This is a genomic window from Verrucosispora sp. NA02020 (assembly GCF_013364215.1).
Classification (GTDB): Bacteria; Actinomycetota; Actinomycetes; order Mycobacteriales; family Micromonosporaceae; genus Micromonospora.
Genome location: NZ_CP054923.1, coordinates 3,930,795 through 3,945,142, shown reverse-complemented (window position 1 = coordinate 3,945,142; position 14,348 = coordinate 3,930,795). Strand labels below are relative to the sequence as shown.

Annotated in this window: 14 protein-coding genes; 4 read left to right on the top strand and 10 right to left on the bottom strand. The window is 71.3% G+C overall.

Annotation, left to right across the window (positions count from 1 at the left end; translation table 11 throughout):
* Positions 1-53: 53 nt before the first annotated feature.
* The 7 genes from prcA to arc all read right to left on the bottom strand — a co-directional run bounded on the left by prcA (position 54) and on the right by arc (position 7,811).
* Positions 54-884, bottom strand: coding sequence for a proteasome subunit alpha (prcA, locus tag HUT12_RS17015; RefSeq protein WP_176094005.1), 831 nt, complete (start codon positions 882-884; stop codon positions 54-56).
* 64 nt (positions 885-948) lie between these two features.
* The gene (prcB, locus tag HUT12_RS17010; protein WP_131053278.1) at positions 949-1,788 is read right to left on the bottom strand and encodes a proteasome subunit beta; all 840 of its coding nucleotides are present in this window, start codon (positions 1,786-1,788) and stop codon (positions 949-951) included.
* Complete coding sequence (locus HUT12_RS17005) at positions 1,707-1,889, bottom strand: endonuclease domain-containing protein (RefSeq protein WP_236145739.1); 183 nt, start codon at positions 1,887-1,889, stop codon at positions 1,707-1,709. The genes prcB and HUT12_RS17005 overlap by 82 nt, the downstream gene beginning before the upstream one ends.
* A gap of 96 nt (positions 1,890-1,985) precedes the next feature.
* A complete protein-coding gene (locus HUT12_RS17000; RefSeq protein WP_131053279.1) occupies positions 1,986-2,201 on the bottom strand; it encodes a ubiquitin-like protein Pup in 216 nt (71 codons plus the stop codon).
* A gap of 78 nt (positions 2,202-2,279) precedes the next feature.
* Positions 2,280-3,797 (bottom strand): depupylase/deamidase Dop, encoded by a 1,518-nt coding sequence (gene dop, locus HUT12_RS16995; protein ID WP_131053280.1) that lies wholly within the window; start codon positions 3,795-3,797, stop codon positions 2,280-2,282.
* Between the two features lie 110 nt (positions 3,798-3,907).
* Complete coding sequence (locus HUT12_RS16990; RefSeq protein WP_176094004.1) at positions 3,908-5,875, bottom strand: hypothetical protein; 1,968 nt, start codon at positions 5,873-5,875, stop codon at positions 3,908-3,910.
* A 154-nt stretch (positions 5,876-6,029) separates the two neighbouring features.
* Complete coding sequence (arc, locus tag HUT12_RS16985; protein WP_131053282.1) at positions 6,030-7,811, bottom strand: proteasome ATPase; 1,782 nt, start codon at positions 7,809-7,811, stop codon at positions 6,030-6,032.
* 178 nt (positions 7,812-7,989) lie between these two features.
* Here arc and HUT12_RS16980 point away from each other — a divergent pair, with 178 nt between their 5' ends.
* A complete protein-coding gene (locus HUT12_RS16980; protein ID WP_131053287.1) occupies positions 7,990-8,283 on the top strand; it encodes a ferredoxin in 294 nt (97 codons plus the stop codon).
* A gap of 122 nt (positions 8,284-8,405) precedes the next feature.
* On the opposite strand, the gene HUT12_RS16975 is transcribed toward HUT12_RS16980, so the two are convergent.
* From HUT12_RS16975 to HUT12_RS16965, 3 genes are all read right to left on the bottom strand, one after another.
* On the bottom strand, positions 8,406-8,978 hold the full coding sequence (locus HUT12_RS16975) for a hypothetical protein (protein ID WP_117227855.1): 573 nt from the start codon (positions 8,976-8,978) through the stop codon (positions 8,406-8,408).
* A gap of 98 nt (positions 8,979-9,076) precedes the next feature.
* Positions 9,077-10,015, bottom strand: coding sequence for a tRNA (adenine-N1)-methyltransferase (locus HUT12_RS16970; RefSeq protein ID WP_176095829.1), 939 nt, complete (start codon positions 10,013-10,015; stop codon positions 9,077-9,079).
* A 68-nt stretch (positions 10,016-10,083) separates the two neighbouring features.
* Positions 10,084-11,193 (bottom strand): site-2 protease family protein, encoded by a 1,110-nt coding sequence (locus HUT12_RS16965; protein ID WP_176095828.1) that lies wholly within the window; start codon positions 11,191-11,193, stop codon positions 10,084-10,086.
* A 124-nt stretch (positions 11,194-11,317) separates the two neighbouring features.
* Here HUT12_RS16965 and HUT12_RS16960 point away from each other — a divergent pair, with 124 nt between their 5' ends.
* The 3 genes from HUT12_RS16960 (at position 11,318) to HUT12_RS16950 (ending at position 14,218) form a co-directional block, all read left to right on the top strand.
* On the top strand, positions 11,318-12,232 hold the full coding sequence (locus HUT12_RS16960) for a PD-(D/E)XK nuclease family protein (protein WP_131054530.1): 915 nt from the start codon (positions 11,318-11,320) through the stop codon (positions 12,230-12,232).
* Between the two features lie 79 nt (positions 12,233-12,311).
* Complete coding sequence (locus HUT12_RS16955) at positions 12,312-13,511, top strand: sensor histidine kinase (RefSeq protein ID WP_176094003.1); 1,200 nt, start codon at positions 12,312-12,314, stop codon at positions 13,509-13,511.
* Positions 13,512-13,531: 20 nt separating this feature from the next.
* Positions 13,532-14,218 (top strand): response regulator transcription factor, encoded by a 687-nt coding sequence (locus HUT12_RS16950; protein WP_131054532.1) that lies wholly within the window; start codon positions 13,532-13,534, stop codon positions 14,216-14,218.
* The last annotated feature ends 130 nt before the right edge of the window (positions 14,219-14,348 follow it).

The following is a 14,348-nucleotide window of genomic DNA, read 5'->3' as shown; positions in this document are numbered from 1 at the left end:
CCCGACAGTCGGAACTGTCGGGCGCCGGGAACTCCTGATTCGGGTACGGGGCGTCAGGCGTCGGGCTTGTCGCCCGGCTTGTCCTCCAGGTCCGCCGAGCCGGCCGAGGTGGTCGGCTTGTGCGCCTCCTCGGTCGGCGTGGTCGGGGTCTCCGCCCGGTCGCCCTCCGCCGCCTCGCCCTCCACGCCGCCGTCGAGCAGCCCGGTCAGCGCCGCACCGGTGATCCGCCGGAAGGTACGCCCCACCCGGTTGCGGTCCAGGACCGCCACCTCCAGCTGGTCGGCGGCGATCGTCCGGGCGGCACCGCCCTCGCCACCGACGCTGCCCAGCGCCTGCACCGCCACCTTGACCGCCTCGCCGAGCGACATGTCCGGCCGGTGGTTCGACTTGAGCACCCCGGAGATGGCGTCGGACTGCCCGCCCATCGCCATCCGGCCCGGCTCGTCGGTCACCGAACCGTCGTAGGTGAGGCGGTAGAGCGAGTCGTCCTCCGGGGTGGCACCCACCTCGGCGACGCAGATCTCCACCTCGAACGGCTTTGACTGCTCGGTGAAGATCGTGCCCAGGATCTGCGCGAACGTGTTGGCCAGTGCCAGGCCGGTGACGTCACGCCGGTCGTAGCTCAACCCGTTGAGGTCGGCCATCCGCACCCCGGCCCGGCGCAGGTTCTCGAACTCGTTGTAGCGACCGACAGCCGCGAAGCCGATCCGGTCGTAGATCTCGCCGACCTTGTGCAGGGTGCTGGAGAGGTTCTCCGCGACGAAGAGCACCCCACCGGCGTAGCTCAGGACCACCGCGCTGCGTCCCCGGGCGATGCCCTTGCGGGCCAGCTCGGAACGGTCGCGCATGATCTGTTCGGGCGAGGCGTAGAACTGCATGGCCACGGCGGCGGCTCTCCTTCGGGCGCTGTGCTGGGGGAACTGCGTTCAGGTGGGGGCGGGGACCGGCTCAGCCGCCCGGATTCTCCATCCGACCGGCGACCACACTCTCGCCGAGCGCCGCCGTCTCCGCGTCGGTCAGCCGGTACGTCCCCTCCGCCGTCGCGGTCATCACCACCGGGAAGATCCGCCGGGTCAGGTCGGGGCCACCGGTCGCGGTGTCGTCGTCGGCGGCGTCGTAGAGCGCCTCCACCGCCAGCCGGACCGCGTCGTCGACGGAGATCCCGGGCCGGAACCGCTTCTTCAACGCCGACCGGGCGAACAGCGAACCCGAGCCGATCGCGTCGTAGCCGGTCTCCTCGTAGGGGCCACCGGTCACGTCGAAGCTGAAGATCCGCCCGGCCCGCGCCGGGTCCTTCGCCGCGAGGTCGAAGCCGGCGAACAGCGGGATCACGGCCAGCCCCTGCATCGCCGCACCGAGGTTGCCCCGGATCATCGCGGCGAGCCGGTTGGCCTTGCCGTCGAGCGAGAGCATCGCGCCCTCGATCTTCTCGTAGTGCTCCAGCTCGACCTGGAACAGCCGCATCAGCTCGATGCCGATGCCGGCGGTCCCGGCGATCCCCACCAGCGAGTACGCGTCGGCGGGGTGCACCTTCTCGATGTCGCGCTGCGCGATCAGGTTGCCCATGGTGGCCCGCCGGTCGCCGGCCATCACCACACCGCCGTCGGCGACGATGGCGACGATCGTGGTGGCGTGCGGGGCCAGGTCGGCGGCCATGCCCGGCGGCAGCGGCCGGCGGCCGGGCAGCAACTCGGGTGCCACCTTGCTCAGGAACGTGGTGAAGGAGGACGTCCCCGCGTTGGTGAACACATCTGGTAGACGCCCGGATGGATCAAAGCCCGCTGCCACGTGGTTCCTCTCAGGTACGTGATGGCCCTGGCCAGCCTCGTAGGACTGTCACGGAACTGGCCAGGACCACCGTTGCAGTTGAAGCAGATTATCCCGCGCACCCACCCGGTGCGATGATCGTGGTCCACAAGTTCCGGATCGGGTTCACCACGGACCGCGCCGCCGTCGCGGCACAGCCGGAGAAAAGGGCATAAGCCCTATTCTCCGCCCTTCTGCACGTAACCTCGGACGAATTCCTCGGCGTTCTCCTCCAGGACGGAGTCGATCTCGTCGAGCAGGTCGTCGACGTCCTCGGTGATCTCGGCGTGTCGCTCGGCGACCTCCGGGTTCGCCTCGGTGGTGACGTCCTCGACCTCTTCACCCTGACGGGACTTGCCCGTCTGCGACTGACCGCCGCTGTCACGAGTGGCCACTGTTGCCTCCTCCACGATCGCCTGCGATGAACTTACCTCGCGGGAGCGACGAAACGCCCGTCGCGCGCCGGTAGGTACTCAGCCTCCGGTCAGGGTCTCCAGCAGATCCTTCGCGCTGGCGCAGCGGTCGAAGAGTGCGCCGACGTGCCGCCTGGTGCCGCGCTCCGGCTCCATCATCGGCACCCGGACCAGCGACTCCCGCCCGACGTCGAATATCACCGAGTCCCAACTGGCGGCGACCACCTCGGAGGCGTACTGCGCCAGGCAGCGGCCCCGGAAGTAGGCACGGGTGTCCTCCGGCGGCTCGGTCATCGCGGCCTGCGTCTCGGCATCGGGCAGCAGCGTCTTCATCGCCCCCCGGGAGACCAGGCGGTGGTAGAGCCCCTTCTCCGGGCGGACGTCGGAGTACTGCAGGTCGACCAGTTGGAGCTTGTGCGAACCCCACCCGAGCTTCTCCCGGTCCCGGTAGCCCTCCAGCAACCGCAGCTTCGCCACCCAGTCCAGCTCGTCGGCGCAGAGCATGACGTCGCGGCCGAGCCGGTCCAGCACGTTCTCCCACCGGTCCAGCACGTCGGTGGTCTGCTCGTCGACGTCGCTGCCGTACCGGTCCTCCACGAAGGCGCGTACCCGCTCCAGGTACGCCCACTGGACGTCCAACGCGGTCAGCCGTCGGCCGTCGCGCATGCGCATCCGGTGGGTCAGCGACGGGTCGTGACTGACCGCGCGGAGTTCACCGACCGGGTCGGCGATGCCGAGGTCCGGACCGAGCGCCTTCTCCTCGATCATGGTGAGGATCAGCGCGGCGGTGCCCACCTTGAGGTAGGTGGAGATCTCCGACAGGTTGGCGTCGCCGATGATGACGTGCAGGCGGCGGTACTTGTCGGCGTCGGCGTGCGGCTCGTCCCGGGTGTTGATGATCGGACGCTTGAGCGTGGTCTCCAGCCCCACCTCGACCTCGAAGAAGTCGGCCCGCTGCGAGATCTGGAAGCCGCTCTGCCCGCCGTCCTGGCCGATGCCGACGCGACCGGCGCCGCAGACGATCTGCCGGGTCACGAAGAACGGGGTCAGGTACGCCACGATGTCGGCGAAGGCGGTCTGCCGGCGCATGAGGTAGTTCTCGTGCGCGCCGTAGCTGGCACCCTTGTTGTCGGTGTTGTTCTTGTAGAGGTGGATCGGCGCGCTGCCCGGGATGGTGGCCGCGCGGCGGGCCGCCTCCGCCATCACCCGCTCCCCCGCCTTGTCCCAGCGCACCAGGTCCCGGGGGTTGGTCACCTCGGGGGTGGAGTACTCCGGGTGGGCGTGGTCGACGTAGAGCCGGGCCCCGTTGGTGAGTATGACGTTCGCCAGCCCGAGGTCGTCGTCGGCGAGCGCCTCGGCCGGGTCGTACGCGGCTCCGGAGTAGGTGAAGCCGCGGGCGTCCCGCAGCGGCGACTCCTCCTCGTAGTCCCACCGGGCCCGACCGCCCCGGTTGAGTTCCGGGCGGGCGCCGTACGCGTTCACCACCTGGGAGGAGGTGACCATCGGGTTGGCCCCGGCCTGACCGGGCACGGAGATGCCGTACTCGACCTCGGTGCCCATGATCCGTCTTACGCTCATCGACCTACCCGCTTCGCTTGCCCGACCGGTCCCCCGTCACGTCGAGCGTAGTCGCCGCTCGGGCAGGCGGGGGCCTGCCGGGGTGCTCGGAACGTCGCGGGTCGCACCGGTCAGTCCCCGGGCCGCTCGACGATCATGGACTCGATGGTGACCCGCTCGCGTATCTCGGGCAGCGAACGCAGCAGTCTCCTGGCCCGGGACTCGGCACCGGTGTCGGTGGCGACCAGCCGGATCTCGCCCGGCGTCGCGTGCAGCATCTGCCAGGTCCGACCCGGCTCGATGAAGAGCAGGCTGTAGGTGGCGTCCTCGGTCTGCGCAGTGGTGCCCTGCAGCGTCGAGACGCAGATGTTCTCCAGATAGGAGTCGTACGTGCCACGGTCGAGCACGAGCGTGGTCACTCCGTCGACGGCCGGATAGCGGCGGACCACCTCGTCGCAGACCACCGCCGCCCGTGCCGGCGCAGTGACCTCCATGTGCACCCAGCGCTGCGCCCACGTCTGCGGCTCGACCACGAGCAGGCTCCGCTGCCAGCCGGTGACACCGCCGAACAACACGACGGTGGCGGCGACCGCGACGGCGGTGACCCCGGCGACGGCGGTACGTGCCGGACGCCCCCGACGCGGCACGGGCAGCAGACGGATCGCGGCGGCCGTGCCGACGATGAGGAAGGCGGTCGTGAGGTGGGCGGCCTTGTTGAAGTAGTAGCCGATCTCGCCGCCGAGAACGAGGCTGACCAGCCCGATCCCCGCCGTGAAGAGGGTGCTGGCCAGCAGCACGAACAGCCAGCGCCGCCAGGTGGGGTCGGTGCGTTCGACATGCAGGGCGAGACCGAGCAGGGCCGGCACGACGATGGCCCCGAGGATGCCGAAGGCCAGCCAGGTCTCGGTGAGGTCCGGCCCGACGGTGGCGGTGAGCGACTCGGTCTGGTTGGCCCGGAGCACGCCGAGCAGGATCGGTATCGGGGCCAGCACGAAGGTGGCCAGACCCACCACCCGGGCGGTGTGGCGGACCCGGAGCACCTCGCGGCGACGTACGAGCAGCGAACCGACCACGAGCAGCACGGCCGGAGGCAGGAACAGGTAGTAGACGTACCCGATGCCGACGACCAGGGCGCCGAGCAGCAGCAGGTGCTCGCGGGAGGCGGTGAGCGGCCGGGCGACGAGGACGGCCAGCACGACGGCGAGGGTCAGCCCGAGCGTCTCGGTGGGGTAGCCGGACCACAGCATCCGGGGTAGTTGGCTGCCGAGGACGAGGGCGCCGACGACGACGGTGAGCAGTCCCCGGGTCAGCGGGTGCAGTGGACCGGGCAGCCGCTGGGCGGCCCAGAGCATGGTGAGCACCAGCAGGCCGAATCCGGCGACGTTCCACCACAGGAAGGGCTCCGCCAGCGCGGCGGCGTCGGCGGTGCTGCCGGGCGGCACGAGATGGCCGTTGAGCAGGGCGACGATCAGGTGCCACCCCTGCGGGTAGTAGACCAGCAGGCTGACCAGGTGGTCGCGGATCGCGTCCGCGTCGGTGAAGGCGTACCCGCCGTGCCGGCCGATAACGTCGACCAGGGTGAGGTGACGCAGGTAGTCCTCGCCCCGGGTGAAGACGGTGAGCCGGCCGACGAGGTCTCCGGCGCGCAGCAGTGGCTGGGCGAGGTACCAGACGATCGCGGCGGTGCCGACGACCGGGAACAGGTCGGCCCAGGCGGGACGCGGCAGGGTGGGGCGTCGGCCGCTGGCCAGCGCGGCCAGCACGAGGACGGTCAGGGCGGTGCCGGCCAACGGCACCGGCGCCATCCCCCAGGGCCAGGTGGTGAAGAACAGGCCCGCGACGGTGGTGAGGCAGACCAGCAGGACGGTGGCGAGCAGCAGCCGGTCGAGCAGGGTACGCCCGCCGCGCAGCAGGCTCGCGGTGGTGAGCAGCACCACCGGGGGCAGGAGCCAGGAGGCGTCGACAGCGGCCACGGCGAGCGGCAGGAGCCAGGCCGTGGCGAGGGCGACGAGGGCGAGGAGGAACCGCCGCCGGTACGGCGACGCGGAGCTCGCGGTCGGGGCGACCGGTGGGGCGAGCGCGCTCTGGTCGATGGACACGCGCATCCTTCACCAATAGGGATGGAAGGGAAAGATCAACAGTCTAGCGACACATCCCGGCCGGCACACCTCGGGCCGGTGTGTCCACCGCCATCCCCGGATACGCGGCGGGGCCCGTGACGCGTCGCGTCACGGGCCCCGGTGGCGCGACCGGTCAGAGGTACTGGCCGGTGTTGCTCGCGGTCTCGATGGAACGGCCGGCTTCGGCGCCCTTGCCGCCGGAGACGAGCGTACGGATGTAGACGATCCGTTCGCCCTTCTTGCCGGAGATGCGGGCCCAGTCGTCGGGGTTGGTGGTGTTGGGCAGGTCCTCGTTCTCGCGGAACTCGTCGACGCAGGCGTCGAGCAGGTGCTGCAGGCGGAGTCCCTTGCGACCGGAGGTGAGGAACTCCTTGATGGCCATCTTCTTGCCGCGATCCACGATGTTCTGGATCATGGCACCGGAGTTGAAGTCCTTGAAGTACAGGACTTCCTTGTCGCCGTTGGCGTAGGTGACCTCGAGGAAGCGGTTCTCCTCGGTCTCCGAGTACATCCGCAGGACCACCGCGTCGATCATCGCCGCGACGGTGGCCTTGGCGTCCTGACCGTGCTCGGCCAGGTCGTCCGCGGAGAGCGGCAGGCCGGAGAGGATGTACTTGGAGAAGATGTCCTTGGCCGCCTCGGCGTCTGGACGCTCGATCTTGATCTTCACGTCGAGCCGACCCGGCCGCAGGATCGCCGGGTCGATCATGTCCTCCCGGTTGGAGGCACCGATGACGATGACGTTCTCCAGGCCCTCGACACCGTCGATCTCGCTGAGGAGCTGCGGGACGATGGTGTTCTCCACGTCGGAGGAGACACCCGAGCCTCGGGTCCGGAAGATCGAGTCCATCTCGTCGAAGAAGACGATCACCGGAGTGCCCTCGCCGGCCTTCTCCCGCGCCCGCTGGAAGATCAGCCGGATGTGCCGCTCGGTCTCGCCGACGTACTTGTTGAGCAGCTCAGGACCCTTGATGTTGAGGAAGAAACTGGTGTGCTTCTCCTCACCCCGCCGCTCGGCGATCTTCTTCGCCAGCGAGTTGGCGACCGCCTTCGCGATGAGCGTCTTGCCACAGCCGGGCGGACCGTAGAGCAGGATGCCCTTCGGCGGCCGGAGCTGGTGCTCGCGGAACAGGTCGGCGTGCAGGAACGGGAGTTCCACCGCGTCCCTGATCTGCTCGATCTGGGAGTGCAGGCCGCCGATGTCGGTGTAGTCGACGTCCGGCACCTCCTCCAGGACCAGTTCCTCGACCTCGCTCTTGGGGATCCGCTCGTACGCGTACGCCGAGCGGGGTTCGATCATGAGCGAGTCGCCGGCCCGGATCGCGCTGCCGATCAGGGTCTCGGCCAGGTGCACGATCCGCTCCTCGTCGGAGTGCGAGACCACCAACGCCCGGTCACCCGGTACGCCGTCGGGGCCCGCCAGCACCTCCTTGAGCATGACCACCTCGCCGACCCGCTCGAACCCGAACGCGTCGACGATGTTGAGTGCGTCGTTGAGCAGGACCTCCTGGCCGCGCCGCAGCTCACCCACGTCGAGCGAGGGTGAGACGGCCACGCGGAGCTTGCGCCCGCCGGTGAAGACGTCGACCGTGCCGTCCTCGTGTCGGGCCAGGAAGACGCCGTAGCCACTGGGGGGCTGGGCGAGACGGTCGATCTCCTCTTTGAGCGTCACGATCTGCGCGCGAGCCTCTTTCAAGGTGCCCACGAGCCGTTCGTTGTTCTCGGTCAGCCGCGCCAACTGCGCCTGGGTGGCCGCCAGCCGCTCTTCGAGCTGCCGGACGTGTCGGGGGCTTTCGGTCAACTTGCGCCGCACGAGAGCGAGTTCCTCTTGCAGGAACGCGACCTGCGTGGAGAGATCGTGGGCCTCCTTCTCCCACCGTGCGGCGCGCGAGTCCGCGTCGTCGCTGCGTGCCACGTCCCACCTCCCCGGGGGGCTCGAACGTTCTGCCCTAACACTAGCCGCTATGAGCCCGATTCGGTCCTCCGCAACGCGCTCGTCACCGAAGCTTGATCGCCAAGGGTGGGTGGCTGGGCGGGTACGGGCATTCGGGTACCGTCGTGGCGTGGGACGGGAGAACATGGGGGGTGCACCGATGGTCGAGGTCGCGACCGACCAACTGCAGGTCTGGGTGGACCAGGACCTGTGTACGGGTGACGGGCTGTGCGTGCAGTACGCGCCGGACGTCTTCGAGTTCGACGTCGACGGTCTGGCCTACGTCAAGGGCCCCGACGGCGAGCTCCAGCAGGCCCCGGGCGCCCGGGTGGACGTGCCGGAGCACCTGCGCCTCGAGGTGATCGACTCGGCGAAGGAGTGCCCGGGCGAGTGCATCCACGTCGTACGCGGCAGCGACGGCGTCGAGGTGGCCGGCCCGGAGGCCGAGGACTGACCGGCCCGCGTACGCCGGGCCCGATCGACCGCCCGGGGGTACGCGGGTCGACGGTGGCCGCCCGAGCACGGCGATTACGGTCGGTCATCCGACTGTCACGGAAACCGCCGATCGGTCCGCCGCTACAGCAACGGGCGGCCGACCACCGAGGCGACCAGCCGGGCGAACTCCTCCAGTCGGGCGATCTGCCCGGCACCGCCGTCGTCGAGCGTCTTGCCGAACCGCAGCGCGTCGTGTCGGGGCCCACCGGCGGCCTCCTCGCTGGGCGGTGACTCGTCCAGCGAGGTCAGCAGCAGATAGACGTCGATGCTGTCGACCCGGATCTCGCCGTTGTCGTGACGGAACAGCCGGCGCCGGCATCCCACCTCGGTGACCGAGGAGACCGGGACGACCCGCAGCGACGAGGTCATCGAGCCGGGCGGGCCCTCCCCCGGCGGCACGTCCTCGCCGTGCCAGAGCACCAGCCGGCTGCCGTCGCAGACGACGACCTCCTGCCACACCCCGTTGACCTCGTTGACGAAGCGTTCCAGCGTGAAGCCGAGCACCGAGGCGCCGCGCAGCACGCCGCCGAGCGCCTCCAGGGCGACGTCGGGGTCCCGCAGGTAGGCGCGGGCCGCCGACTCGAGGTCGGTGTAGGGGGACCAGTCCGGGAAGACCGCCGGCAGGTCGCCACCGCCGAAACCGGGACGGCTCATGCCGTCACCCCACCCCGCCGGCCCGGGCCGGCAGCATCGGCCCCCGTCGACCCGCGTCGAGGATCAGCCCGTTCACTCCGCGCCGCCCCAATCCGCCGTCACGGCCTGTCCGTCTCCTGCGTCGTGTCGGGTTCGGCACCGTCGGTCGGCGCCAGCCGGGCCGCCTCCTCCGCCGCGCGCAGTGCCTGGCGCCGTTGCGCGTACGCCTCACTGCCCTTGCTGGGCTTGCGCCGCCGGGGCGGGGCCGTGACTCCGGGGGCGAGCTTACGCGCGGAGACGAGGAACGCCGTGTGGGCGATCATCCGGTGGTCCGGCCGGACCGCCAGCCCCTCGGCGTGCCAGTCCCGCACCAGTGACTCCCAGGCGCGCGGCTCGGTCCAGCCACCCCGCTCGCGCAGCGCCTCGACCAGTTCGGACAGCTGCGGGGTGGTGGCCACGTACCCGATGAACACACCGCCGGGCAGCAGCGCCCGCTCGATCATGTCGAGGTTCTCCCACGGGGTCAGCATGTCCAGGATGATCCGGTCGAAGCCGGTCTCCGGGCATCCCGCCACGTCGCCGACGTGCAGGTGCCACGCGGGGTGCGGCCCGTTGAAGAACGCCTCGACGTTGCGCCGCGCGATCTGGGCGAAGTCGTCCCGCACCTCGTACGAGTGCAGCTCACCGGAGGTGCCCACGGCCCGCAGCAGCGAGCAGCTCAACGCGCCGGAGCCGGCGCCGGCCTCCAGGACCTTCGCGCCCGGGAAGATGTCGCCCATGGCGACGATCTGCGCCGAGTCCTTGGGGTAGATCACCTGGGCGCCGCGCGGCATCGACAGCACGTAGTCCGAGAGCAGCGGACGCAGCGCCAGGAAGGCCGTGCCCCCGCCGGAGGTGCTGACCACGCTGCCGTCGGGCAGACCGATCAGCGCGTCGTGCGCGAGGATGCCCCGGTGGGTGTGGAACTCCTTGCCCGGCTCCAGGGTGACGGTGTGCATCCGGCCCTTCGGGTCGGTCAGCTGCACCCGGTCACCGGGACGGAACGGCCCACGGTGCACGGGCGGCTCCGCGGAAACGGCGGGCGGTTCGGTGCCCGGGGTGGCCGGGCCGGCGGAGTGGGTCACGGTCACGTGTTCATCTTCCGGTGAGGTTCGAGCAGTCGCGCCAGATCCGCGATGTGCAGAATGCCGACGACATCTTCGCCTGCCGTCACGAGGTACTGCGCGGCCGGGTGGGCCTGCACCCGCTCCAGCACCTGTTCCCCGTCGGTGTCGGCCGGCAGGGTGGGCAGATCGCCGAGGGAACGCGCCACCGCGTCGACGGCGATCCAGGGGCGGCGGGCCTCCGGCACGGCCGCCGCGGCGGCCGGGTCCACCACCGCCACCGACCGGCCCGCCGAGTCGGTGACCAGCAGCGCCACGGTCGCCTCCCGCACCGCTTCGGCGGCGCGCCGCTGCGCCTCGGCGAGCGGGGTGCCGGTGGGTACGCCGAAGGTCGGCCGGGCCAGCCGGGCCAGGTCGACCAGGGGCAGCCGGCGTCCGATCCGGGACATCCGGATCGACTGCCCGGCGCCGTGCCAGAGGGTGAGCGCGACCAGCGCCGTCAACGGCAGGGCGAGCAGACTCAGCACGTCCATCGCGTAGAGCACCGCCACCAGCAGCGCGGTGCCCACGGCGAGGATCCGGCCGGCCCAGCCGGCCACCTCGGTGGCGGCGTGCTTGTCGCGGGTGACCGCCCAGATCACCGCCCGCAGCGCCCGCCCGCCGTCCAGCGGCAGGCCGGGCAGGATGTTGAAGACCGCGACGATGATGTTGCTCGCCGCCAGTTGGAACGCCAACTGGTCGGCCACGGTGCGGTCGGGCAGGACCAGCATGGCGGCGACGGCGATCACGCCGAGCACCGCGGAGACCGCCGGGCCGGCCAGCGAGACGTAGAGGTCCACCCGGGGGGACGGGGCCTCCCGGTCCATCTCGGTGTACCCGCCGAGCAGTTCCAGGGTGATCCCGCGCACGCCGATGCCGAACCGCCGGGCGGTCAGGGCGTGCCCGAGTTCGTGCAGGAGCACCGAGCCGAGCAGCGACACGACGAACCCGGCGCCGACCAGGTAACCGCCGATCGGGGAGAGTTGCAGGCGCTGGCCGGCCAGTTCGCCGTAGAGCACGATGATCAGCACGGCGAGCAGCAGGATCGAGGCGTTCAGGTAGAGCGGCACCCCGAAGACCCGGCCCACCCGCATGCCCGGACGCCGGCCGGCGCGCGGTCGACTCCTCTGTTCCACCGGCCCGATGCTACGCGGCGGGAGATCACCTCCCGGTGCGGTGCCGGTGGTCCTGTCACACTCGTGCCCTAACCTTCGGGACATGACGGCGGATCCGGTGATCACCCAACAGGCCCCGACTCCGACGCAGTTGCCGGCGACGGTGCGCGCCTCACTCTCACCGTCGCGGGCGGCCGACTTCAAGACCTGCCCACTGCTCTACCGGTTCCGCAGCATCGACCGCCTGCCCGAGCGGACCACTCTGGAGCAGGCCCGGGGCACACTGGTGCACGCGGTGCTGGAGCGCCTCTTCGACCTGCCGTCGGCCGGGCGCACCCCGGAGGCGGCCGGTGACCTCGTGGCACCACAGTGGGACCGGCTGGTCACCGAGCAGCCGGAGCTGTCCGGGATCTTCGAGGGCGACGACCCGGCCGCCGTGACGCAGTTCCTGACCTCGGCGGCGGCGCTGCTGGAGGGCTACTTCACCGTGGAGGACCCGCGCCGCCTGGAGCCGGCCGAGCGGGAGAGTCTGATCTCGGCGGTGGTCGACGACGAGCTGTTGATCCGGGGCTATCTGGACCGGCTCGACGTGGCACCGGACGGCGCGCTGCGGGTGGTCGACTACAAGACCGGCGGCGCTCCGCGCGAGGCGTTCGAGGCGCGCGCCCTGTTCCAGCTCAAGTTCTACGCCCTGGTGCTCTGGCGGACCCGGGGTGTGGTGCCCAAGGTGCTGCGGCTGCTCTACCTCAAGGACGCCGAGGTGTGCGACTACGCCCCCGACGCCGAGGAGCTGGTGCGCTTCGAGCGCACCGTGGTCGCGTTGTGGCGGGCGATCGAGCAGGCCACCGTCAACCAGGACTTCCGGCCCCGGCCGAGCCGGCTCTGCGACTGGTGCAGCCACCAGGCCCGGTGTCCCACCTTCGGCGGCACCCCGCCGCCCTTCCCCGAGCAGGTGGCGACGGCGGATCCGCTGCGCGACGCCCGGTCCCGTCCGGCCCCTCCGGGCGCCGACGACTAGGGACCTCTCCTCCCCAGGGAGGAGAGCAGGTCACCGCAGGAGACGATCTTTCGCCCGAACGGGCGGATAGCGTCGGAGCGTGGGTACGGATCCGAGGGAGTGGCTGCGGCGGCACCCGCTGGCCGGTGACGGGCTGCTGGCTGTCGGGCTGGTGGTCGCGGAGGTCGTGCTCACCCTGCTGACGCCACGGGACTTCTGGCCCCGGCCGCTCTTCGCCGCGCTGGGGTGGAGCCTGGTGTGCGCCGCACCGGTGGTGGTGCGCCGGACGGCACCGTGGCCGGCGGTGGTGGCCTCGCTGGCGATCCTGGCCCTACCGCTGACGCTGGAGATCTCCCCCGCGACACAGGGCTTCGCCTTCGTGGTGCTCACCTACACGATGGCCGCGTACCGGCCGCTGCGTCCGGCGGTGGTGGCGGCGGTGGTGCTCTGGGTGCCGGTCGCGCTGGTCACCACGGTCACGCCCTTCGAGACCATGCCGCAGGTCAATCCCGCCTACCTGGTGGCGAACAACCTCCTGATCGGCGTCGTGTCGTTCTCGGTGGGCCGGGCGGTGCACGCCCGGCGGGCCAGCACCCAGGCGTTGCGGGAGCGGGCCCGGATCGCCGAGGCCACCCAGCGCGCCCTGGCCGAACAGGCGGTCGCCGACGAGCGACGACGCATCGCCCGGGAACTGCACGACGTGGTGGCCCACCATGTCAGCGTGATGGGGGTGCTGGCGACCGGGGTCCGGCGGGTGCTGCGGCGGGACCCGAACGCCGCCGAGGAGGCGATCGGCACCATCGAGGAGACCAGCCGGGCCACCCTGCGGGAGCTGCGCCGGCTCCTCGACGTGCTGCGTACCGAGGCGGAGCCGGCGGCCGACCTGGCCCCGCAACCGGGCATCGCCGGCATCGAGGCGCTGGCCGAGCAGGTGCGCGAGGCCGGGCTGCCGGTGACGCTGACGGTGCGGGGAGCACCCGCCGCGCTGGCCGAGGGCGAGGCGCTGACCGTGTACCGGATCGTGCAGGAGGCGCTGACGAACGCGCTCAAGCACGCCGGCACGGCCACCGCGCAGGTCCGGGTCAGCTTCGCCGACGACGCGGTGGAGGTCGAGGTCACCGACACCGGTCGGGGACCGTCCCCGGACACCGACCGGGTCGGGCACGGACTGGTCGGGATGCGGGAGCGGGTCGCCCTCTACGGTGGTGTCCTGCGCACCGGCGCGCGGCCCGGCGGCGGCTACCGGGTGCACGCGAGGATCCCGGTGGAGACCCTGCTGGACGCCGGGGCGTCCGGGTGACGGCTGACGTGGAGGACGACATGACCGAAGCGACGCCGTCGCGCCGACCGATCCGGATCCTGCTCGCCGACGACCAGCCGCTGCTGCGTACCGGCTTCCGGATGGTGCTCGGCGCGGAGACCGACCTGGACATCGTGGCCGAGGCCGGTGACGGCGCCGAGGCGGTGGATCTGTCCCGCCGGCTGCTGCCCGACGTGGTGCTGATGGACATCCGGATGCCCCGGATGGACGGGGTGACCGCGACCCGGGCCATCGTCGACGCGCGGCTGCCGGTCCGGGTGCTGATCCTGACCACCTTCGACCTCGACGAGTACGTGGTGGGCTCGCTGCGGGCGGGGGCGAGCGGCTTCCTGGCCAAGGACGTACCGGCCGAGGACCTGGTCACCGCGATCCGCACGGTCGCCGCGGGCGACGCGGTGGTGGCCCCGCGCATCCTGCGTCGGCTGCTGGACCGCTTCGCCGAGTCCCTGCCCGATCCGGCGGCGTCGCCCCCGAAGGGCCTCAGCACGCTGACCGAACGGGAGCGGGAGGTGCTGGTGCAGGTCGCCCGGGGGCTGTCCAACGCCGAGATCGCCCGCGCGCTGTCGGTGAGCGAGACCACCGTCAAGACCCACGTCGGGCACGTGTTGACCAAGCTCGGGCTGCGCGACCGGGTGCAGGCGGTGGTGCTGGCGTACGAGTCGGGCCTGGTCCGGCCCGGGGCGTAACGTCCGCGTTGCATTGGTCACCTACAGTGACCGCCGGTGACGGAAACCGGTTGACCCTCACGTGACGGCACGGTGCACGATGATCCCGTCCGGTCGTGAGGGGGAGGCCGACCGGCGCGGGATCGGGGGC

Excerpts from the sequence above, each read along its gene's own strand:
- dop (WP_131053280.1), bottom strand. The coding sequence starts at position 3,797 with ATGAGCGTAAGACGGATCATGGGCACCGAGGTCGAGTACGGCATCTCC.
- HUT12_RS16980 (WP_131053287.1), top strand. The coding sequence starts at position 7,990 with ATGGTCGAGGTCGCGACCGACCAACTGCAGGTCTGGGTGGACCAGGAC.
- HUT12_RS16975 (WP_117227855.1), bottom strand. The coding sequence starts at position 8,978 with ATGAGCCGTCCCGGTTTCGGCGGTGGCGACCTGCCGGCGGTCTTCCCG.
- HUT12_RS16965 (WP_176095828.1), bottom strand. The coding sequence starts at position 11,193 with ATGCGGGTGGGCCGGGTCTTCGGGGTGCCGCTCTACCTGAACGCCTCG.
- HUT12_RS16960 (WP_131054530.1), top strand. The coding sequence starts at position 11,318 with ATGACGGCGGATCCGGTGATCACCCAACAGGCCCCGACTCCGACGCAG.
- HUT12_RS16950 (WP_131054532.1), top strand. The coding sequence starts at position 13,532 with ATGACCGAAGCGACGCCGTCGCGCCGACCGATCCGGATCCTGCTCGCC.